Annotated in this window: 27 protein-coding genes; 13 read left to right on the top strand and 14 right to left on the bottom strand. The window is 73.9% G+C overall.

Annotated elements, in window-relative coordinates; genetic code table 11:
• Window positions 1–45: 45 nt before the first annotated feature.
• Window positions 46–945: an SDR family oxidoreductase gene (locus ACWCOM_RS07315; RefSeq protein ID WP_454548186.1), complete on the bottom strand. Its 900-nt coding sequence runs from the start codon at window positions 943–945 to the stop codon at window positions 46–48.
• 373 nt (window positions 946–1,318) lie between these two features.
• Here ACWCOM_RS07315 and ACWCOM_RS07310 point away from each other — a divergent pair, with 373 nt between their 5' ends.
• The 7 genes from ACWCOM_RS07310 (at window position 1,319) to ACWCOM_RS07280 (ending at window position 4,059) form a co-directional block, all read left to right on the top strand.
• Window positions 1,319–1,708 carry a hypothetical protein gene (locus ACWCOM_RS07310; protein WP_454548083.1) on the top strand — a complete coding sequence of 130 codons (390 nt, stop codon included), beginning with the start codon at window positions 1,319–1,321 and terminating at the stop codon, window positions 1,706–1,708.
• Window positions 1,705–2,010 carry a hypothetical protein gene (locus ACWCOM_RS07305; protein WP_454548082.1) on the top strand — a complete coding sequence of 102 codons (306 nt, stop codon included), beginning with the start codon at window positions 1,705–1,707 and terminating at the stop codon, window positions 2,008–2,010. The genes ACWCOM_RS07310 and ACWCOM_RS07305 overlap by 4 nt, the downstream gene beginning before the upstream one ends.
• Entirely contained in the window at window positions 2,003–2,236 is a 234-nt protein-coding gene (locus ACWCOM_RS07300) for a hypothetical protein (protein WP_454548081.1), read from the top strand. The genes ACWCOM_RS07305 and ACWCOM_RS07300 overlap by 8 nt, the downstream gene beginning before the upstream one ends.
• 13 nt (window positions 2,237–2,249) lie before the next feature.
• On the top strand, window positions 2,250–2,435 hold the full coding sequence (locus ACWCOM_RS07295; RefSeq protein ID WP_454548080.1) for a hypothetical protein: 186 nt from the start codon (window positions 2,250–2,252) through the stop codon (window positions 2,433–2,435).
• Between the two features lie 69 nt (window positions 2,436–2,504).
• Window positions 2,505–3,212, top strand: coding sequence for a hypothetical protein (locus tag ACWCOM_RS07290; protein ID WP_454548079.1), 708 nt, complete (start codon window positions 2,505–2,507; stop codon window positions 3,210–3,212).
• Window positions 3,213–3,477: 265 nt separating this feature from the next.
• A complete protein-coding gene (locus ACWCOM_RS07285) occupies window positions 3,478–3,849 on the top strand; it encodes a hypothetical protein (protein ID WP_454548078.1) in 372 nt (123 codons plus the stop codon).
• Between the two features lie 48 nt (window positions 3,850–3,897).
• A complete protein-coding gene (locus tag ACWCOM_RS07280) occupies window positions 3,898–4,059 on the top strand; it encodes a hypothetical protein (RefSeq protein ID WP_454548077.1) in 162 nt (53 codons plus the stop codon).
• A gap of 10 nt (window positions 4,060–4,069) precedes the next feature.
• Here the strand turns inward: ACWCOM_RS07280 and ACWCOM_RS07275 are convergent, their stop codons facing one another.
• Entirely contained in the window at window positions 4,070–4,642 is a 573-nt protein-coding gene (locus ACWCOM_RS07275) for a MarR family winged helix-turn-helix transcriptional regulator (RefSeq protein WP_454548076.1), read from the bottom strand.
• A 64-nt stretch (window positions 4,643–4,706) separates the two neighbouring features.
• Between ACWCOM_RS07275 and ACWCOM_RS07270 the strand changes: the two genes are divergently transcribed.
• Entirely contained in the window at window positions 4,707–5,648 is a 942-nt protein-coding gene (locus tag ACWCOM_RS07270) for an EamA family transporter (RefSeq protein ID WP_454548075.1), read from the top strand.
• Between the two features lie 106 nt (window positions 5,649–5,754).
• On the opposite strand, the gene ACWCOM_RS07265 is transcribed toward ACWCOM_RS07270, so the two are convergent.
• Window positions 5,755–8,262, bottom strand: coding sequence for an MMPL family transporter (locus tag ACWCOM_RS07265; RefSeq protein ID WP_454548074.1), 2,508 nt, complete (start codon window positions 8,260–8,262; stop codon window positions 5,755–5,757).
• A gap of 85 nt (window positions 8,263–8,347) precedes the next feature.
• Here ACWCOM_RS07265 and ACWCOM_RS07260 point away from each other — a divergent pair, with 85 nt between their 5' ends.
• Both ACWCOM_RS07260 and ACWCOM_RS07255 read left to right on the top strand, forming a co-directional pair.
• Window positions 8,348–8,920 carry a TetR/AcrR family transcriptional regulator gene (locus ACWCOM_RS07260; RefSeq protein ID WP_454548073.1) on the top strand — a complete coding sequence of 191 codons (573 nt, stop codon included), beginning with the start codon at window positions 8,348–8,350 and terminating at the stop codon, window positions 8,918–8,920.
• A gap of 167 nt (window positions 8,921–9,087) precedes the next feature.
• Complete coding sequence (locus ACWCOM_RS07255) at window positions 9,088–9,318, top strand: hypothetical protein (protein WP_454548072.1); 231 nt, start codon at window positions 9,088–9,090, stop codon at window positions 9,316–9,318.
• Between the two features lie 48 nt (window positions 9,319–9,366).
• Here ACWCOM_RS07255 and ACWCOM_RS07250 read toward each other — a convergent pair whose 3' ends face one another.
• Both ACWCOM_RS07250 and ACWCOM_RS07245 read right to left on the bottom strand, forming a co-directional pair.
• Window positions 9,367–9,921: a hypothetical protein gene (locus ACWCOM_RS07250; RefSeq protein ID WP_454548071.1), complete on the bottom strand. Its 555-nt coding sequence runs from the start codon at window positions 9,919–9,921 to the stop codon at window positions 9,367–9,369.
• Window position 9,922: 1 nt separating this feature from the next.
• Window positions 9,923–10,045: a hypothetical protein gene (locus ACWCOM_RS07245; protein ID WP_454548070.1), complete on the bottom strand. Its 123-nt coding sequence runs from the start codon at window positions 10,043–10,045 to the stop codon at window positions 9,923–9,925.
• Between the two features lie 514 nt (window positions 10,046–10,559).
• Here ACWCOM_RS07245 and ACWCOM_RS07240 point away from each other — a divergent pair.
• Together ACWCOM_RS07240 and ACWCOM_RS07235 are read left to right on the top strand one after the other, a co-directional pair.
• Window positions 10,560–10,877: a hypothetical protein gene (locus ACWCOM_RS07240; protein ID WP_454548069.1), complete on the top strand. Its 318-nt coding sequence runs from the start codon at window positions 10,560–10,562 to the stop codon at window positions 10,875–10,877.
• 214 nt (window positions 10,878–11,091) lie between these two features.
• Entirely contained in the window at window positions 11,092–11,298 is a 207-nt protein-coding gene (locus tag ACWCOM_RS07235; RefSeq protein WP_454548068.1) for a hypothetical protein, read from the top strand.
• A 938-nt stretch (window positions 11,299–12,236) separates the two neighbouring features.
• On the opposite strand, the gene ACWCOM_RS07230 is transcribed toward ACWCOM_RS07235, so the two are convergent.
• Complete coding sequence (locus ACWCOM_RS07230; RefSeq protein ID WP_454548067.1) at window positions 12,237–12,440, bottom strand: hypothetical protein; 204 nt, start codon at window positions 12,438–12,440, stop codon at window positions 12,237–12,239.
• A gap of 89 nt (window positions 12,441–12,529) precedes the next feature.
• Between ACWCOM_RS07230 and ACWCOM_RS07225 the strand changes: the two genes are divergently transcribed.
• The gene (locus ACWCOM_RS07225) at window positions 12,530–13,261 is read left to right on the top strand and encodes a GAP family protein (protein ID WP_454548066.1); all 732 of its coding nucleotides are present in this window, start codon (window positions 12,530–12,532) and stop codon (window positions 13,259–13,261) included.
• Window positions 13,262–13,313: 52 nt separating this feature from the next.
• Here ACWCOM_RS07225 and ACWCOM_RS07220 read toward each other — a convergent pair whose 3' ends face one another.
• The 8 genes from ACWCOM_RS07220 to ACWCOM_RS07185 form a co-directional block, all read right to left on the bottom strand.
• Window positions 13,314–14,075 (bottom strand): hypothetical protein, encoded by a 762-nt coding sequence (locus tag ACWCOM_RS07220; protein ID WP_454548065.1) that lies wholly within the window; start codon window positions 14,073–14,075, stop codon window positions 13,314–13,316.
• Complete coding sequence (locus ACWCOM_RS07215; protein ID WP_454548064.1) at window positions 14,072–14,383, bottom strand: tryptophan-rich sensory protein; 312 nt, start codon at window positions 14,381–14,383, stop codon at window positions 14,072–14,074. Before ACWCOM_RS07215 ends, ACWCOM_RS07220 begins: the two co-directional genes overlap by 4 nt.
• 12 nt (window positions 14,384–14,395) lie before the next feature.
• Window positions 14,396–14,617, bottom strand: coding sequence for a TspO/MBR family protein (locus ACWCOM_RS07210; RefSeq protein WP_454548063.1), 222 nt, complete (start codon window positions 14,615–14,617; stop codon window positions 14,396–14,398).
• A gap of 109 nt (window positions 14,618–14,726) precedes the next feature.
• Entirely contained in the window at window positions 14,727–16,067 is a 1,341-nt protein-coding gene (locus tag ACWCOM_RS07205; protein WP_454548062.1) for a M20/M25/M40 family metallo-hydrolase, read from the bottom strand.
• A gap of 58 nt (window positions 16,068–16,125) precedes the next feature.
• On the bottom strand, window positions 16,126–16,476 hold the full coding sequence (locus ACWCOM_RS07200) for a hypothetical protein (RefSeq protein ID WP_454548061.1): 351 nt from the start codon (window positions 16,474–16,476) through the stop codon (window positions 16,126–16,128).
• Between the two features lie 106 nt (window positions 16,477–16,582).
• On the bottom strand, window positions 16,583–17,761 hold the full coding sequence (locus ACWCOM_RS07195; RefSeq protein ID WP_454548060.1) for a glutamate--cysteine ligase: 1,179 nt from the start codon (window positions 17,759–17,761) through the stop codon (window positions 16,583–16,585).
• A 152-nt stretch (window positions 17,762–17,913) separates the two neighbouring features.
• Entirely contained in the window at window positions 17,914–18,258 is a 345-nt protein-coding gene (locus ACWCOM_RS07190) for a hypothetical protein (protein WP_454548059.1), read from the bottom strand.
• A 224-nt stretch (window positions 18,259–18,482) separates the two neighbouring features.
• Complete coding sequence (locus ACWCOM_RS07185) at window positions 18,483–19,244, bottom strand: aldo/keto reductase (protein ID WP_454548185.1); 762 nt, start codon at window positions 19,242–19,244, stop codon at window positions 18,483–18,485.
• Window position 19,245: the final 1 nt, after the last annotated feature.

Genomic DNA, 19,245 nt, shown 5'->3' with positions numbered 1-19,245 from the left:
CACGCGGTGGACGGGGCCGTCCGCGGGCCACCCGGCCCGGGTGCATCAGGGCGTGGGCATCCCGCCGGTCGCGGCCAGCGTCTCGCCGCTGACGTAGCTGGACTCCTGGGAGGCGAGGAACACGTAGGCCGGAGCCATTTCCGCCGGCTGTCCGGGGCGGCCCATCGGGGCCTCGGAGGCGCCGAACTCGGGCAGGTTCTCCTGCGGCTGTCCGCCGACGATCTGCAGCGGGGTCCAGACGGGGCCCGGGGCCACCACGTTCACCCGGATGCCCTTGGGCGCCAGCTGGGCGGCCAGGGACTTGCTGAAGCCGTTGATCGCGTACTTCGTGGAGGCGTAGTCCAGCAGGATCGGGGCCGGCTGGTAGCCCTGGATCGAGGAGGTGTTGATGATGGCAGAGCCCGGGGGCAGGTGCGGGACGGCGGCCTTGCACAGCCAGAACATGGCGTAGACGTTGGTCTTGTAGGTCTCGTCGAACTGCTCGTCGGTCAGCTGGAGGATGTCCGGGCAGTGCTGCTGCTTGCCGGCGATGTTGGCGAGGATGTCGATCCCGCCCAGCTCGGCCACCGCGGTGGCGATCAGCTGCTCGCAGTAGGCCTTGTCGGTCACGTCCCCGGGCACCGCGACCGCCCGGCGCCCGGCGGCCTCGACGAGTTCCACGACCTCACGGGCGTCCGCCTCCTCCTCCGGCAGGTAGGACAGCACCACGTCCGCGCCCTCCCGGGCGTAGGCGATCGCCGTGGCGCGCCCGATGCCGGAGTCCGCGCCGGTCACCACCGCCTTGCGACCGGTCAGCCGTCCGGAGCCGCGGTAGCTGGCCTCCCCGGAGTCCGGCTTCGGAGCCATCTCCTGCTGCAGACCCGGGCCCTCCTGCTGCTGCTCGAAACTGTCGTCGGGGCCCGGGTACTGGGTCGTCGGATCCTGCATCGTGTACTGATCGGCCATGACCGCCTCCAAATTCATCAGGTTGCTGTCCATCCAACCTGTCACGCCGTGGAGGTCACGTCAACGGTTCCGGCTGAGCGCGAACACCCTGCGAGCGGCCTTCAGCACCGGGAGGACTCCTTGCGCGGCGCCCCGACAGCGCCGGACGTCGGCAGCAGCCGGCACGACGGCGCCGTGCCCAGCGGCGAACGCCAGGAACGCGTGTGCCGTCGGCCGGTCACCGGCCACTTCACCAGGTGATGCCGCGCCGACCAGGGCGAATGTGAGCCACACCATGGGTTCCGGCGCCGTGTGGGCCGCAGCCGTGCTCTAGGCTGGTGCAGTGGTCAAGTAGCGGCCCTTCTGTTCCCGTACCCAGGATTCGAGAAGGTCGTTGAAGCCCTCCAAGCTCTCTGTTGCCGTCCAGGTCGATCTGGACGGCCGCCACGTGACCATCAGGGTCACCGCCGGTGCGCTCACCGCACTGTCCCAGCAGGGGCTGCACGCGGTGATCCGCCGGGCACGCACCCTGACCCCGGGGGTCCACGTCGCCGTGGACCTCTCTACCCTGTCCGAGGTCGAGGCCTCCGCCGTGCGCCTGCTCCACGAGGCGCTGGAGGATCCCGGGCGCACCGGTCGAGGTGGTGCGGTGCGCCTGGTGCTGCCCGAGGCCGCGTGCCAGATCCCCGCCACCGTCGGCGCCGATGCGGTGGGCGACCCCGCTGACGGCCTCGGCCGGGCGTTGGTGCTGGGCGTGGGCGCCGGCCGAGAGGTGGCGGCATGAATCACCACCAGCAGACCCGCACCGACGCCGGGAATCCGGCCGCTGAGCATTCGCGCGGACCGACGGTCGATGCGCTGGGGGGCAGCACACGGCTGGGTCCGGGCGAGACGTTCCCGGCGGACCTGGGATCCCTGACGCTGGCGGAGCTGCAGGTCCTCCACTCCCGGGTGTTCCTGCAGCTGGAGGACGAACACCTGGACGCCCCTGCGGGGCCGCACCCGGTGACCCTGGATCGCCACCAGGAACTCATGGCAGCCCTCGACACCCACCGGGACGCTCGCGGGGTGACCGCTGGTGAGTGATTCCGGGCTCTCGGCCGGGGTGCTGCCGGCCCACGCGTTGACGCCGGGGCGGATCGTGGACATCTGGGACCAGGACACGTTCTGCTACCACGCCCAGGTGGAGGAACACGTCCCCCGCCTCGGAGTGGCCTGGGTGCGCGAAGCCGGACTGGGACACCGCCGGCTCGTGCTCGCCCAGCAGTGCCGGCATCCCGGAGGGACACGGCCGGCGCCGGAGGGCGCCTGACACCGTCGCACCCGTGACGACGACCTCCTCCCGCCGCCGGAACCCGGGGATGGCCGACACCGAGGACGGGGGCCAGCCGAGGAGCGCCATGCGCCCGTCCATGGTCCACGCCATGGGCCGGGTCGCGGGCTGCGGAGGGCGAGCCGTCACGACCCGCGACGTGCTGTGCGTCGTGGATCCGGTGCTGACCGGTCGGTAGCGTTCGAGCATGGACAGAAGAGTGGGAAGGTTCGAGCGCAGAGGAAGACCGACCGGATCATTGCGCCGGGTGGCTCTGCTCGTCACCGGCATCAGCGGGGCCGTCGCCGTCGTCGCGGGAACGATCACGTGGATCGTGGAACAGTCCGCCGACCCGATGCATCCGCTCGGCAACGCGGGATGGCTGGCGTTTCCCGCCGGCTTCGTCGCGGTCGGTGGGCTGATCGCCTTTCTCGGCGACGTCGTGCTCGCGAGCACGGCCCGACCTGCCGCACGGCAGGCGGCGCAGGCAGTTCCGGGCGGCGCTCGTCGGCCGGTCGGCGCTCTGCGGGCGGCCGTCCTGGCGTACGCGACGGTGCTGTTCGTCGGCGCGCTGGGTGCCATCGCGTTCACGATCCACGACCGGGGCGGGATGGGGGTGGGTTCCGACGTCTTCGTGTTCCTGTGCGCCGCGGCCTTCCTGTGGGGGGTGATGCGCCTGCGGAGACCTGCCGCGTCACGGGGACAGGTGGTGGGCCTCGAGGCCGGGTCGGGCCGGGGCCCTGGGGGAGGGCGGCAGCCTCGGGTGGTGCGTCAGTGGGGGCTCGCCTTCACCGGGGTGGGCGCCGGTCTCGCGGTGGCCCTCTACTGGTACATGGCGTTCATCAACCACTTCTTCTGGTCGGGCGTGCTCTTCGGCCCGATCATCTTCCTCGGTCTCGCGCTTCTGGTGGCTGCCGGCGGGCTGGTCCTTCTCGTCGTCGACGGACTGTTCCGCCTGGCCGGGCGCCGCTCCTAGGAGTCGTCCGCCCGGCGAGGCTCCCGAGGTGAGCCGCCGTCGGGGGGCCCGACGCCCGTCGCACCACGGCGTCGACGGGGCTCGTCCTGGCCCACCGCGGCGTGGCGTCCGGTGACCGTCGGGGTGGCCGTAGGCTCGGGGGGAGCGTCCCGCAGGAGTCCTGCGGTCGCTCCGGTGTCCGTGCCGCCGGCCCGAGGACGTCGATGCGGTCCGCACCCTGGACTCTGCCGGGGCGGGTGGAGCTCTGGATGGAAGGAACGGTGTGATGCGACTGGTCTCCCAGGCGATGTGGGTGATGGGTGGGTGCGTGGCCTGCGCGGTGGCGGTCGGTCCGGTCGCCGCAGCCTTGGGGCCCTCGGCGCCGGAGCCGGTGGTGGGCATGTCGGCCATCCCGACGCTGGAGGAGCTCTCCGGTCTGCCGGAGTGCTCGGAGGCGGACACCGCGGCCGCGGTGCACGCGGTGCTCAGCGATGGCGGGCAGGAACCCGAGCACGGACTGCTGGCCTCCCCGGAGGACGTGCCGGCCGGGTCGGCCACCGCCCAGGAGCAGGCCTTCACGCAGCTCTCCGCCGAGGAGCGGGAGTTCCAGCAGTGTCTGGGAGCCCATCAGGCCCTGGTCGGCGCCTCGCAGCCGTAGCCCCGTCGCGCCACCACGGGCCTCGGCACGAGCAGCCGGGAGTCCGTCGTGTGCTGGCTGCGCAGCAGCTCCTGGCGGGCCCGCGGACGGTCCCTGATCATCGGCGACGCCATGACGCTGGTCATCGTCGTCCCGGTCGCGGTGCTCTGCGGCGCCGCCCGGGTGTGGCGGCCCGCGGATCCGAGCCGGGGACTGCCGGCCGAGGTGTGAGCAGGGAGTGCTACGTGCGCGGGCCCGGGCGATCGGCCGGCGCGCCCCCCGGTGCGTGCGGGGGTGCGGTGGTGAGGATGTGCAGGGCTGCCCGGAGGTGGTCGGCCAGGGCGCGGGCCTGCTCCTCCCCGAGGCGCTCGGCCACGACGGCCTGGGCGTCCACCCCGGCGACCACGGCCTCGTCGACGAGCTCCAGTCCGGCGTCGGTGAGCTCGGCATGAAGACAGCGCCTGTCGCCGGGGTGGGGCATCCGGCGGATCAGCCCCGCCTCGGCGAGGCGGGTGAGCCGGCCGGTCATCCCCCCGGTGGTGATCATCAACGACCGCGCCAGGTCCTTGGGCGCCAGCCGGTAGGGGGCTCCGGACCGGCGCAGGGCAGCCAGCACGTCGAACTCCCCGCGGCTGATCCCGTAGGGGGCGTAGGCGGCCTCCATCCGCTCTCCCATCTGCGCGGACAGCCGGTAGATCCGGCCAAAGATCTCCATCGCCCGGGTGTCCAGCTCCGGGCGCTGTCCGGCCCACTGGGCCACGATGGCATCCACCGCGTCAGGCTGGGGAGGCTGCGGCGGTCTTGTGCTGGTCATGCCACCAGTATACCTTCGAGATAACTTATTGCTAAGCAATCAGGGGAGCGGGATGCCGCACACGATGACCGCCCGTACCCGCACCACCCTGCTCGGGGCGATCGCTCCGGTGGTGTGGGGGACGACCTATGCGGTGACCACCGAGTTGCTGCCGGCGGATCGGCCGATGACCGCGGCCCTGCTGCGGGCGGCACCGGCCGGGGTGCTCCTGCTGGCGCTGACGCGGCAGGTGCCGCCGGCCTCGTGGTGGGGGAGGCTGGCGGTCCTGGCGGTGCTCAACATCGGGGCGTTCTTCCCGCTGCTGTTCCTCGGCGCCTACCGCCTGCCCGGCGGCCTGGCCGCGGTGGTGGGCTCGGCCCAGCCGCTGATCGCCGCGGTGGTGCTGCTGCTGGCCTTCCGGCAGACCACCCCGGCCCGTCAGCTGGTCTGGGCGGTGCTGGCCGTGGCCGGGGTGGGACTGGCGGTCTTCGCCGGGCCGGTCACCGTCGACGCCCTCGGGATCACCGCTGCCTTCGCCGGCACGGCCTCGATGGCCACCGGGGTGGTGCTGACCCGCCGCTGGGGCTTGCCCCCGGGCATGAGCGGGTTGGCGGTGACCGGGTGGCAACTGGTGCTCGGGGCCGTGGTGATCGCCCCGCTGGTTCCCCTGCTGGACGCCGGGGACCTCGTGCTGGACGGCCCGGCGCTCGCCGGCTACGCCTGGCTGGCCGTCCCCGGCACCGCGATCGCCTACACGGTGTGGTTCTCCGCCGGTCGTCGCCTGCCGGCCACCAGCACCGCCCTGCTGGGAGTGCTCAGTCCCGTGGTGGCCGCCGTGATCGGCTGGGTCTGGTTGGGACAGGCCCTCACCGGGATCCAGAGCGCCGGCTTCGCCCTGGCCCTGGTGGCGGCCCTGCTCGGCCAGACCGCCGCACACCGACCCGCCGGCGCACCGCCACGCCCACGGCGGACGCGCGGATCGACCGCCGACTGCCCCGCGGGTGCTCCGGCCGCACCGTCGGGATGAACCCCGTCGTGCGCCCTCGCGCCCGCGTGGTCCGAGCGGCGGGCGCCCTGCGTGCCGCGGGGCGCCCGGGTCCGGGCGGGCGTCCTGCGGTCGTCGGCGACCCCGGTCAGCCGTGGCGGCCGACCGCCTCGGCGGCGGCAGCGTCCGTGCGGGCCTCGACGTGGCCGGCATCGGGGTGGTGGCGTCGCTCCAGGCCGGCGCCCTCGACGTCGACGTTGGGCAGGATCCTGTCCAGCCATGCCGGAAGCCACCAGGCGCTGTTGCCGAGCAGGTGCATGAGGGCGGGCATGAGCAGGAGGCGCACGATGAACGCGTCCGCAAGGACGCCGAAGGCGAGGCCGAAGCCGATCGACCGGATCATGGTGGACTCGGCGAACACGAAGCCGCCGAAGACCGCCACCATGATCAGGCCGGCGGCGATCACCACGGGACGGCCCGCCCGCAGCCCGCGCGTGACGGCCAGCCGTGCGGGGGCGCCGTGGACGTAGGCCTCGCGCATGCCCGAGGCCAGGAACAGCTGGTAGTCCATGGCCAGGCCGAACAGGATCCCGACGAGGATGATCGGCAGGAAGCTCAGGATCGGGCCGGTGGCGTGCAGGCCGATCAGGGAGGCGCCGAGGCCGTGCTGGAAGACCGCCGTGATGGCCCCGTAGGTGGCCAGCAGCGACAGCACGAAGCCGCCGGTGGCGATCACCGGCACGAGGACCGAGCGGAACACCAGCACCAGGATGATGAGCGACAGGCCCACCACGACGAGCAGGTACAGCGGCAGGACGTCCCGGAGGGACTCGGAGATGTCGATGTTGATCGCCGCCTGGCCGGCCACACCGAGGGTGATGTCCCCGTCGACGGCGGGCAGGTCGCGCAGCTCGCGCACCAGCGCCTCGGTGGACTCGTCGTTCGGTCCGCCGGTGGGCATTACCTGGAAGGCGGCGATGCGGCCGTCGTCGGAGACGGCGATCGGGGCGACGGCGGTCACGTCGTCGAGGGACGCGAGCTCGCGGGCCACGGTGAGCTGGGCCGCGGTCCGTCCGGTCTCGTCCAGGCCCTCGGGCAGGTTGGCCGCGACGAGCAGGGTGGCGTTGGACCCGGCGCCGAACTCCTCGGACAGGGTGGTGAAAGCGACCTGCGCGGAGGAGCCCGGCGGCTCGGTGCCCCCGTCGGGCAGCCCCAGCCGCAGGTGCATCGCCGGGGCGGCCAGGACCAGGAGCACCGCGGCCGTGAGCACCACGGTCGCCACGGCGCGCGGCGTGCCCATGGGCCGGGTGCGGCTCATCGCGTCGTCCTGGTCCCGTGCGCGCGAGCGCGCCTTCGGCGTGGCGACGCGGTCGCCGAGCAGTCCGACCAGCGCCGGAGCCAGGGTGAGGGCGATCAGCACCGCGATGCCCACGCAGGCCGCCCCCACGGTGCCCATCAGCCCCAGGAACGGGATGCCGGTGACATTCAGCGCCAGCAGTGCGACCACCACCGTGGCGCCGGCGAAGACCACCGCGGTGCCGGAGGTGCCGTTGGCCAGGCCGATGGACTCCTGCACGTCCATGCCGTGCATGACCTGCTGGCGGTGACGGTTGAGGATGAACAGGGAGTAGTCGATCCCCACGGCCAGGCCCAGCATCAGCCCCAGCACCGGGGTGATGGAGGCCATCTGGACGACCCCGGAGAAGGACAGTGCGCCGACCGCGCCGATGCCCACGCCCATCAGGGCGGTGACGATGGGGATGCCCGCCGCGAGCACGGAGCCGAGCATGACCAGCAGCACGATCGCGGCCACGGCCAGACCGGCCACCTCACCGGGACCGACCAGGCTCGGCACGGCCTGGGAGATGTCCGCGGAGACGGAGACCTCCACCCCGTCGATCCCGGTGCCGGTGAAGTGGTCGATCACGGCCTGCTTGGCGGCGTCCTGCAGCTCCAGGCGGGGCACGTCGAAGGCGACGGTGACCTGCGCGGTCGACGAGTCCTCGGAGACCAGGCGGATGTTCTCGGCGTAGCCCAGCAGCTCGGCGCCGTCGGCCGTCTCCTGCTCCCCGGCCTCCAGCTGCGCGATCCCGTCGTCGATGGCCTCCTGCTGGGTATCCAGGGCGGCCCGCTGGTCGGTGAGGGCACTGATCTGCGGGGCGGGGGCTCCGGCGGCCTCGGCCTGCTCCAGGGCGGCTTCCAGCTGCTCCCGCCCGGCGTCGAGGCGCTGCTGCCCCGTCGCCAGCTCGGCGCGCCCGGCCTCGAGCCGGTCCTGGGCGTCCCCCAGCCGGCTCGCCTGCTCGGCCCGCCGCGCCTCGGTCTCGAACGGGTCGACGACGGAGGCGACGTCGGGGAGATCGGCGGCGGAGTCGACCAGCCGGCTGATCTCCGCCTGCTGTCCCTCGGTCAGCGCCCGGCCGTCCTCGGAGGAGAACACGACGGTGCCCGACGCCCCGGCGAGGTCGGGCAGCTCACCGGTCAGCTCCGCCACGACGTCCGACGACGGCAGGCCGGGGATGTCGAAGCTGGTGGCCAGGCTGCCGCCCCAGGTCAGGAAGGCGGCCACGGTCAGGGCCAGCACGGCCGCCCAGGCGCCGATCACCGCCCCGGCACGCCGTGCGGCGGCCCTGCCGATGCGGTACAGGAATTCGGCCATGGGTCTTCAGTCTCCTCGGGTCCGGGCCCGGGCCCAGCTGAACAACGCAACGTTGCGTATTGTTGAAATCGTTATGATCATACCCATGGTTGAACGACACCGAGGAGCGGTCCGCAGCGAGGCCGTCCGGCAGGCGGTCCTGGAGGCGACGGCGGACCTGTTCCGCGACCGCGAGTACGACCGGCTGACGATCGAGGGCATCGCGGCCGAGGCCGGCGTGGCCAAGCAGACGATCTACCGGTGGTGGAGGTCCAAGAGCGAACTCGTGGCCGAGTGCCTGTTCGAGGGCCGGCTGCTGCCGGAGGAGATCCATCCCCGCGACACCGGCGACGTGTACACCGACATGACCCGGTGGCTGTCGGGTCTGTTCACGTTCGTGGACACCCCGGGCAACGACGCCCTGCTGCGGTCCCTGCTGATCGTGGCCGCCGAGAACGATCAGGTCGGCCGGCGGCTGGGTGCCTCCCTCGGCGCGGACTCGGAACTGACCACCCGCCTCCAGGCGGCGGTGGACTCCGCGGAGCTGCCCGCCGGCACGGCGGTGGGGGAGGTCGTCAACGCCATGGTCGGAGCCGTGATCCTCCACATCCTGCTGCGCGAACCGGCCGACGACGGCAAGGCCGCCCGGCTGGTCGCCGCACTCCTCGGACAAGCCTGAGGCGGGGCGGCACGACGCACGCACCCCCGGGGGGGGTGCGCGGAGACCGGCCGCGGCGGCGCACGAGCCCGGGACGGTGGGGTCACCGTGCTCGGGCACCGCACGGGGCCGGACAGGCCACCGCGCCGGTGTCGACGGCGCCTCAGCGGCCCCGCCAAGTCCAGGTAGTGCTCGACGGTGTGCTGGGCGGCACAGACGGTCAGCCGCACCGCCGGCGGGTGGTGCTGCACGCCCATGTGGAGCAGGCCCATGCCGCCGGGTACCGGGTGCGCTTCTGGGCCACCCACGACATCGCCGGGCCAGCACGGGAGAACCTGTGGCGCGAGCTGCAGGCGGCCGGGGTGGACCACATCAACACCGACGACCTTCCCGGTCTCCAGGACCACCTGACCCGCTGAACGCCGGCGCACCCGCCGGGCGCGGCGGTGCCGGCGGGTGCGCCGGGGTCAGTTCTGCTGATCCGTGGGGTGGCGGTGGGTCCGCCCGAGACCCAGCAGCTCGTCCGTGCAGGGCAGGAACAGGGGGTGGCGGGCGTTCAGCAGGACGGCGGCGGTGAGCATCAACCGGTCCCGCTCCACGGCCGGCAGGTGGTGGAGCTCGTGCAGGTACGCCTCGACCTCGAGTGCGCCGACCACCCCACCGTGGTGGATGTAGTGCAGCCACAGCCGGTGTGGTGCGACGTCGGCGCCCTCCAGCGATCGGCGCAGCAGCCGTGCCTGGACCCGGTTGACGGTGGCGTCATCGACCACGGGCAGCGCCCGATCCGGGAGCGGCGCGGGGCGGGCACGGGCTCGCGCCGGTTCCTCCGGCATCGCGCCGGCAGCGCCGGGCGGGTGGGTGCTCTCCCGGTGCTCCAGACGGAGCACGCCGGCCACCACCGCCCCGGGGACCACGATCAGCACCATGACCGCGGGGGTGTCGGTGGCCACCGCCAGAACCGCCACGGCGGCCGGCGTGGTGAACACGAACAGGCGGACCCCGGTCCGCAGGGCCGGCAGCACCTCAGGACCCGGGGGCCCGGCGGGCCGGGGTGCCCGTGCCGGAGGCGGTGCGGCCGAGGACCGGGCGCCCGGCCGCCCGGTCCGGCACCCGTGGGTGCTGTGCGTGCACATCCTGCGCGGTCATGGCGTCCCCCTGCGTCGGCCGGCCAATAGTTCAGCGTGTCTGCCCACTCCACCAGCGCCCCCGCGGACCCGCCGGGTCGCCATGGGTGTGAGGTGCCGGCGCTGCCCGGCGTACCGCCCCCTCCGGGCCCCGTGTTCCCGGCACCGGCCCCGACCAGGACGCAGCCGCGCTGCCTCCGTCGACCCGGACACCGGTGCCGTGCCGGCACGGACCCAGTCTGCGATCCCTCGGTGACCTCCGGGTGACCACCGGGTGGCCGGCAGGGGACACCGCGGGGCGCCGGTGTGCCGGGAGGGCTGTGGGGGAGATCTCGCGGTGGGGGAGGGAGGGGAACGGGAACGGTCGGGCCGGTGAACAGGTGGATGATTCTGGGCGCAGCCGGCGCACAGCACGCTCCGGCGCCCGGACGGGCCCCTACGCTGAAGCCGGACAACGATGTCGAGCTCCCCGTTCCGTCGGCACCGCCGTCCACCAGGGCAGGTGGTGCGCTCGAGCCCTCAGGAGGCACCCGACCATGACCGATCCGTCTCGACTCTCCGTCATCCGTGGCGACACGTCCGGTCCCGACGGCTCCGACGCGCACCGGGGTCCGATCCGCCTGTCCCGCTACCGGATGCGCACGGAACGCCCCGGGCTGCGCCTCCGGGCCGGGGAGACGGTCCTGTGCATCCCGTACGCGCCGACGGAGGCGCACCTGCTCGTGCTGGTGCGCTGCGAAGCGGACGGGCACAACCCCGGTGTCCTGCTGTCGGTGGGCGAGGTGGAGTACCTGGAGTCGACCGGTGAGATCCTCGGGCCGTGCGCCTGGGGACGGCCGGGCGTGCGTCCCTGAAGCGGCCGCCCGGAGGCTCGGCCCGGAGGGTGCCGGCCACGCACTCCCATGACCCCGGCGGCCGGGCGGCATCGGGGCTCTCCCCGCACGGCGCACCGTCGGCGCCCCGAGACGGGTGCGACGGGGGCAGGTGTGGCGAAGGACACCGCCGGAGCCGTCTGCCGGCGGCCCCTCGGGGCGTGACCGTCCAAGAGGTGCACTTATTCTGGAGGGCATGCTCTCCCCTGCACTCCTGCTCCTGCTCAGCACCGTCCTCCTCGCGTCCGCGGTCGTGTGGCCGATGGCGGTCAAGGCCGGCCGTCGCCGCCGCCCGGCCACCGGTGGCCGGCGTCGGGTGGACCTCGCGCCGGTGCACTACGCCGGCCCGGCGGTGCTGATCGCGGCGAGCATGGCCCTGCAGCTGATCGCCAACGTCCTCTGACCCCCACCGTCCCTGCCGACCCGCGCCCGCCAGCGCCCTGCGGGACCACGGGGGCCGGACTGCGGACCGGAACCGCGCGCAGGCCCGAGGTCCCGTGGGAACGGTCGACTCCGCCCGGCCCTCAGGACCCCACCACCAGCCTTCCGGGCGTCGAGGACGGGCTGCGCCGCGCTGAGTACCCGCCCGCGGGGTGGCTCGGTATCCCGTCGACGGTTGCGGGAAGGAGCTGTCTGCCGGACCGATGACCGTGGTCAGGACAGCTCCTGGCGCAATCCGACGAGCAGCTCGGTACCGTGCGCGGCAGCGCCCGGGTGTCCGAGACCTGCGCCGCCTCGGTCTGCGGCGCCTGCTGCGAGTCCGTGTACCCGTCCGCATGGCCCCACGATCGTGCAGGTTGCGGTGGTGCGGAGCGCCTCCGCATCAGGCCGGCACCGCAGTCCCGGTGCGTGTCCTGCGAGGGCGCCGCAGCGGGGCACCGTCGTGTTCACCACGGGTTCATCGGGCGGACACCGGCTCCGCATACGTTTCTTCTGGTCAGCATCCCCCTGCTGACACCGGTGCGGATCCACCCCCCCAGGGATCGGCGCCGAATGCCCCAGCTGTCCGACGACTGTCCGGCTGGGGCATTCGCATGCCCCGGCCGGTGCGTCCCCGGACGGGCCTCCGCCGAACGTGTCCCCATCGCGAGCGCCCGGTCCGCCGGAGGGCCGGGACCTGCGCTGGCGGCGCACCGCTGTGGGGCGGGTCGAAGCGCTGCCGCCCACCGGCTCGAGGGCGGGCGCCGCCGACGGCGGTCAGCAGCCGGTGGGCATGACCGGGCGGCGAGTGGTGCCGCCGGCGCGGAGCACCAGCAGATCGTGAGCCCGCCGGCCCTCGACGGTCACGCCGGCTCCGCACTCGGCCACGGTGACCGGTGACCGGTGCAGGGCGCGGGGCGGTCAGTAGCTGCGGAAGCTGCAGCCTTCGGTGCTGATCATCCTCCGCTCCCCGATCCCGGCCTCCCGGATCCACACCACCCCCAGCTGCGGCACGTGCTCCTCGACCAGTCCACGACAGTGCAGCTCCTGGTCCTTCCACACCTCCACACGCTGACCGGAACGCACGGTCTGCAGTGCACGGGCATCGGGATCGAACTCGATCACGGCGTGGACCCCCTGCGGCTGGCCGGTGACGACGCCGTCCAGCCTGCCGGCGCGCGGTGAGCACCGTGTGACCCGCAGATGCCTCCCCGGTGGACACTTCCCGGAGGTCGATGCCGGCGTGCTGGTCGTCAGGGGCCGAGGGCCGGAAGAACACGGCCACCCCCCGGTGTGAGGCGCTGCTGGCGGGAATCCTCGGGCTCACGCTGCTGGATTCGCTGAACCCGGCGACCCTGGTGGCCATCACCTTGATCCTCGTCGGGGATCCGCCGCGTCCGGTGCTCTCGGCCCTGGCGTTCGTGGCCGGGGCCGTCGGGGCCGTCCTCGCCCTGGGGGCGGTGGTGTTCGTCTCGGCCAGGGCCGCCGCGGAGGTCCTGACCGACGGTCTGGTCCGGGTGCGGCGGGCGGCCTTCGGGGCGGCCGCTGCGGGCTTGCTGGTGGCTGCGGTGCGGCGGTTGCGCCCTCGTCCGCGCCGGTCGGTGCGGCTGCCGGGATGGTTCTCCCCGATCACCGCGCTGCCGCTGGGCGTGGTGATGACCGCGGCCGACCTGCCCGACGCGTTCCCGTACTTCATCGCCATCGAGCGTCTTCTGGCCGCGGGGCTGGCCCCGGCGACGGTGGTCCTGGCCGGCTACGCGGTGCTGTACTGCCTGCCGTGCCTGGTGCTGCTGACGGCCGGCAGGCTGTTGCACGGGCGCATCCGTCCCCTCCTGCAGCGCCTCGTCGACAGGCTCACCACCGGCACGGCTGCCTGCAGCATCCCGGCCGCGGCGGTGCTGGCGCTGCTCGCCGCCGGGCTCGCCGGTGTGGCCCTCACCGCCTGACGTCCTCCGCCGCCGCGGCGGGACGCGCCCGGCGGCCGCCGCCGGGTGCGCCTCAGCGCCGGGGCGGGGCCGCAGCCATCGGCTGCCCGTGCCGTCGTCGCACCAGGACGGCGGCCACCGCGAGCACGGCCAGCCCGCCCCCGGCCACGACGCTCAGGAGCAGGGCGCCGGCCGTGGCCGTGGAGATGACCACGCCCAGCAGGGCCCAGGCTCCGGCGGCGAGAAAGGCCGGGTGGGCTCGGAAGAGCACCACACCGACGACGAGGCTGATCACCGCGCCCAGCAGGAGCAGCCCGAGCCACACGGTGTCCGCGCGGGCGTCCTCGGGCAGCACGGTGGCGATGTTCACCCAGACCGCCGCGGCGGACCACCCGGTGTACAGACCCAGGCTGGTGCCCAGCAGCCACCGGGTCGGCGGCTCGGCGGCAGCGCTCACGAGGCTGCGCAGGGCGGTCCCGAGGCAGGCGAGCATGAGCAGGAAGACGGGCACCGACCATGCGGGGGAGGACACCGCCGCGAGCAGCCAGGCCGTGAAGCCGATCTGCGCCAGCGACACCGGCCACTGGATCCGCGCGTAGGGGGCCGTGGTGGCTCGCCTCCGCGGCAGGCCCCACAGCGCGGAGGCCACGCATCCGATGACGATGACTCCCCAGATGGCGAAGAACGGCCCAGGCGGCACCACGACCGGGTCCGACCCCGACCCGCCGGTGAACCCGGACAGGGCCGGGCTCACAGCCTGCGTGACCGCGGTGACCAGCAGCACCCACCGCCCCCACGTCCCGGACCCGGCCGCCCGGGCGGAGGGAACCGTCACGACCGGCATCGTGTCCGGTCGAGGAGCTCGTCCCGGTTGCGTGCGGCCGTGGCCGTGGCGACGTAGGAGGCGTAGGCCAACCACAGCAGCCGGGGACCCAGCGCCCAGGCCGCCTTGCGGTCCAGGGCGGCGGTGCGCACGACGCTGCCCGCGGTGGCCCCGAGGGAGGCCACCGTGACCGCGGCCCCCAGCACCGGGCTGCGCAGACCGAAGAACAGCGCCGAGAACGAGGCGAACAGGACCCAGTCGGCGCCTTCGAGTGCCAGGGCGGTGGCCCGGCCCGGGGTGCCGGGGGCGAGGTTGGCCACCCGCAGATTGCTCTACAGCGTGGTGACGTTGTTGACGGCCCACACCGGCGGGAACAGCCAGTCTGCGGGCGCCCCGGGCGGGGTGTCGAGCTCGTTGTAGAAGGTGGCGTCGCCGGTGAACCCCCGCGGCAGGGCACCGGCGGCATTGGCGGCGAGGCCGACCGCGGCGGCGTGCCACCAGCGATAGCGACGGGCCCGGGCCGGCGGGACGGGGCGGACGGTGGAGGTGGTCATGGTGCGGTCTCCTTCCGGGACGGGGAACGGGGCGACGGGGGAGCACTCCGCGGGTGTGCTGCCCGCGCCGTGGAGCGGGCCGAGGATGCCGGGCCGGAGAGGATGGCGCTCATCCGGTGGTGCGCTCCGTGCGGACGGCATCCGCGGTGGGACCGAGGCCGTGGTCTCCCAGGTCCTGCCACAGATGGGCGAGGGTGGCGGCTCCGGCGGTGAGCAGGTCGGTGCGCACGCTCTCGTCGCTGTCGTGCCAGTTGTCCTCGACCAGCCCGGTGCCGAAGAAGACCACCGGCGCATCCAGTGCCGTGGCCAGCAGCGCGGCCGGCCCGCCGCCGGCATTGCCCATCCGCCCGACCTCCTCCACGGCGAAGCCGGCGGCCATGGCCCGTGCCAGGGCGGCCACCCACGTGCGCAGCTGCTCGGCGACCTCGTGGACCCGCTGCCCGGTCACCGTGCGGATGCTCAGGTCCATGGCAGCCATCGAGGGGATGGTCGCCCGCGACACGCCCACGGGGTCCCCGGCGACGAGGGCGATGACCTCCAGGGCCGGGCGTTCCCACAGCCTCTCCAGCACGGTGTAGCCGGTCTCGCCGCCGATGCTGCGGGTGTGGGAACGGGCCAGCCAGTCGGCCTCGTCGAAGGGCAGCGCGGCCAGTTCAGCCCGGCGGGCCGCGGGGATGTCGGGGACGCGGTCGTAGAAGCCGGGCAGGGTGATCCGGCCGTGCTCGTCATAGAGCTGCGCCAGGACCCGGGCCATCTCCAGGGCGGGGTTGGGGGCGACCCCGGAGACGGCCCCGCTGTGGATGTCGGTGTACGGACCGTAGACCTCCAGGCGCGCCCCGAGCATCCCGCGCACCCCGGTGCACAGTCCCGGGTGGTCGGCGCGCCACAGCAGAGTGTCGGAGAAGATCACCACATCGGCGGCCAGCTCCCGGGCGTGCTCGTCCAACAGCTCGGCCAGGCCGGGGGAGCCGGCCTCCTCCTCGCCCTCGACGAGGAACTTGACGTTCACCGCCGGAGCGGTGCGGCCGGTCGCGGCCAGGTGCGCCCGGATGCCCCACAGGTGCGCGGTGACCTGGCCCTTCGCGTCGGAGGCGCCCCGGCCGTAGAGCCGGCCGTCGCGCAGGACCGGGTCGAAGGGGGCGGTCTGGTCCCAGTTCTGCTCCTTGACCGCGCGCACGTCGTGGTGGCTGTAGACCAGCACCGTCGGCGCCCCGGGGGACTCGCACCAGGACCCGTAGACGGCCGGGCCCTCGGCGCCGGGCCAGACCGCGGTGGTCGGGAACCGCAGGTCGCGCAGCTCCGCGGCCAGCCAGTTCGCCGAGCGCACCAGGTGGTGGGCCCGTTCCGGGACCCCGGCCACCGAGGGGATGCGCACCCATTCCGTCAACCGCTCCAGCATCTGCGGCAGGTGCGCCCGGAGGTAGGAGTGCACCTGGGCGTCAGGGGTCATGGCCGGTTCCGTTCGTGAACATGGCGCGGTGAGCGGGCCCGGCCGGTGCGGGAGGCGGTCACGGGTCGCCTCCGCGGGTGGCGCCGACCCAGACGGTGCGGCAGGTCGGAGCCGCCCCGCACCCGGAGCTCCGCGCCCCCGGCCCGGGCAGGAGCAGGCCCACCGGCCGGGCCGGGGGAGCGGGCGGGTCGTGCTCGAGCTCCCAGAGCAGGAGGTCCACCGCGGTGTCCTCCGGGCACTGGGCCGCGCGCAGGTCCACCACCACGGCGCCGACGGAGAGGACCCGGCAGCCGGTGATCACCGAGGCCAGGAGCTGCTGGTTGGTGGTCGTCAGTGCTCCGGAGACGGCGAGCCGCAGCCGGTGGCCGTCCGGATCGATCTCGGCCGCCACGCACAGCTGGAGTTCCATGGCCGGGGCTCCTCCGCCACCTGATCCCGCGCTACCGACTGTCGACCTGCCTCCAGGCTAGAGGCAAGCCCCGGGGCCTGACCAGAGGCAGCGGGACCGGAACCGCTCACCCGTGCGCACCGCCCTGCGCCCCCTCCGCTCCGGGGGTGCCCCTGGCGAGCGCGGCCTCGACGACATCGCGCCACTGCTGCCGCACGGCATAGGCGTCGAGCTGGGTCCGCGCCCCGGACCCCTCAGCCAGGATGGCCGCGACCACACCGTGGACGTGCTCGTCCTCCTGCTGCTCGGCCAGCACGGGCTCCAGCCGCTGCAGCAGGGCGGCCACCACGTCCCGGGCCGGGGCCGGGGTGCCGGTGGCGGGATCGACCAGCCGGCCCTCGACCCCGGAGCGGGCCGCCCGCCAGGACCAGGTGCGCAGGGCGGTGACGCCCACCGGGTCCGGCGGCCCGCCGGTGTGCCAGGCGCGGGCGGCGGTCTCCACCAGGGCGCGCACCAGCGCGGCGATCACTGCGGCGTGGACCGGGTCCAGGCACACATCGGCCACCCGCACCTCCACGGTCGGGAAACGGGCCGAGAGCCGGGCGTCGAAGTAGATCATGCCGTCATCCAGCGGGACCCCGGAGTTCAGCAGGGACCGCACCTGTGAGTCGTACCCGGCCGCCGATCCGAAGATCTCACCGGCCCCGGCGGTGGGCCAGCGGGACCAGGCCTGGTACCGGTAGGACGCGAAACCGGTGTCCACGCCGTACCAGAACGGGGAGTTCGCGCTCAGCGCCAGCAGCACCGGCAGCCACATCCGGATCCGGTCCAGCACCGCCACCGCTTCTTCGCGGGAGGCGACGCCGACGTGCACGTGGAACCCGCAGGTCAGCTGCTCGGCGGCCAGCAATCCCACGTGCTGCTGGATCCGGCGGTAGCGGGCCTCCGGCACCAGGTGGGGCAGGCCCGGGGACACCGAGGTCGCCAGGGCCACCGCCCGGCCGCCCACCGTGCGGGCGGCCGCATCGGCCAACGTCCGGCCGGTGCGGATCGCGGCGATCTGGTCGTCCAGGGTGTGCTGGGGTGGGCCGACGACCTCGATCTGCTCCTGCTGCAGCTCCACCGTCAGCGCGTGGCGGGCAGCCGCGTCGGCCGGCTCCGCAGCCGGGGGCGCCGCCTCCGGACGGTGTGGGCCGTGCCGCAGGCCCTGCTCGTGCTGCCGGACCACGTCTTCGCCGAGGGCCAGCGGCTGCCAGGTGGCGGCATCCACCAGCAGCAGCTCCTCCTCCACGCCGAAGGTGCGCATCGGGTCAGCTCCGCTCCCGGCCGCCCGTCCGTCGCCACCGCGCGCACGACGGTTGCCGGCGCGGGGACGCGATGATCACCGGACACCGCCGTCGGCCGGTGGGCGGACGCCGGCGGCGCGGGTCCGGGTCCGCGCGGCCGCGCAGGTTCCGCTCATGCCGGCAGCGGACGGGCGGCGTTCCGGCGACCGGCGGTCCGGGCCCATCCGGGGGGAGGGACGGGCAGCCCGTCAGGGCAGAGGATCTGCACCGGACCGGCGCCGGTCACCGGCTCGTCGTGGTCGACCGCCCAGCGCAGCAGGTCCACGGCGATCGCCTCGACGTAGCCGGCGGCGGTCAGGTCGACGCTGACCGTCACCGGTGGGAGCAGCGTCCTGGCCCGGCGGACCAACGGGTACAGCACGTGCTGGTTGGCCTCGGTCACCCACCCGGTGACCACCAGGCGCACGGATCTGTTCTCGTTGTCCAACTGGACCAGGACGGAGAGCCTGTGGTTCACGGGGGGCACCCTTCAGCGCGTGCAACGGCACCAGGCGCTCGGCCCGGTGCCGTCCACGCTAGGGGCGCGGCGTCCCCGGCCGCAAGGATCCGGAGTCCGCCGGACCCACATTTCCCTAACCGACGAGTACGCCCCACCGGGCCCTGACGAGGGACGACGACGCGATGACGGGTGCCGCCGGCGGGTGGGCGACCGGTCCGCCGTCGTCGCCCCGGTGCGGGCGATCAGGGCTCGGGGATCTGCTCCGGGTGGGACTCCAGGGTGAGGTCGTCCTGCTCGGGGCCGCCGCGCACGCCCTGGTCCAGGGCGTCGATGCGAGCGATGTCGTCGCCGGTGAGGTGGAAGCCGACCACGTCGGCGTTCTGTGCGATGCGCCCGGGATCGGTCGACTTCGGGACGACGCTGCGGCCGCTCTGCAGGTGCCGGCGCAGCACCACCTGCGCGGCGGTGCGGCCGTGGGCCTCGGCGATCTCGAGGACGACCGGGTCCTCCAGGGGACTCGAGAACGCGGTGTCCTCGTAGGTGACGACCCCGCCCAGCGGTGACCACGCCTGCGAGACGATGCCCAGGTCCTCACCCTTGGCACGAAGTTCGGCCTGGCGGAAGTACGGGTGGATCTCCAGCTCGTTCACCGCGGGCACGACCGAGGTCTCGGCCAGGAGCCGGTCCAGGTGCTCGGCCATGAAGTTGCTCACCCCGATCGCGCGCACCGTGCCCTCGTCGCGCAGCCGCTCCAGGGCACGGTAGGCGTCGACGGTGCCGTCGAAGTGGCTGGGCAGCGCCTGGTGCAGCAGTAGCAGGTCGATCTGCCCGACGCCGAGCGTGGCCGCGCTCTTGCCGAAGGCGTGCAGGGTGCTGTCGTAGCCGAAGTCGCTGATCCAGATCTTCGTCTCGATCAGGACCTCGGACCGGTCGAGTCCGGAGTCGCGGATCGCCTGCCCGACCTCGCGACCGGCCTCCTCGTGCGGGGCGCTCGGGAGGCCGATC

The sequence above is a fragment of the Kocuria sp. KH4 genome (assembly GCF_053711175.1).
This window is presented reverse-complemented; position numbering and strand designations above follow the sequence as displayed.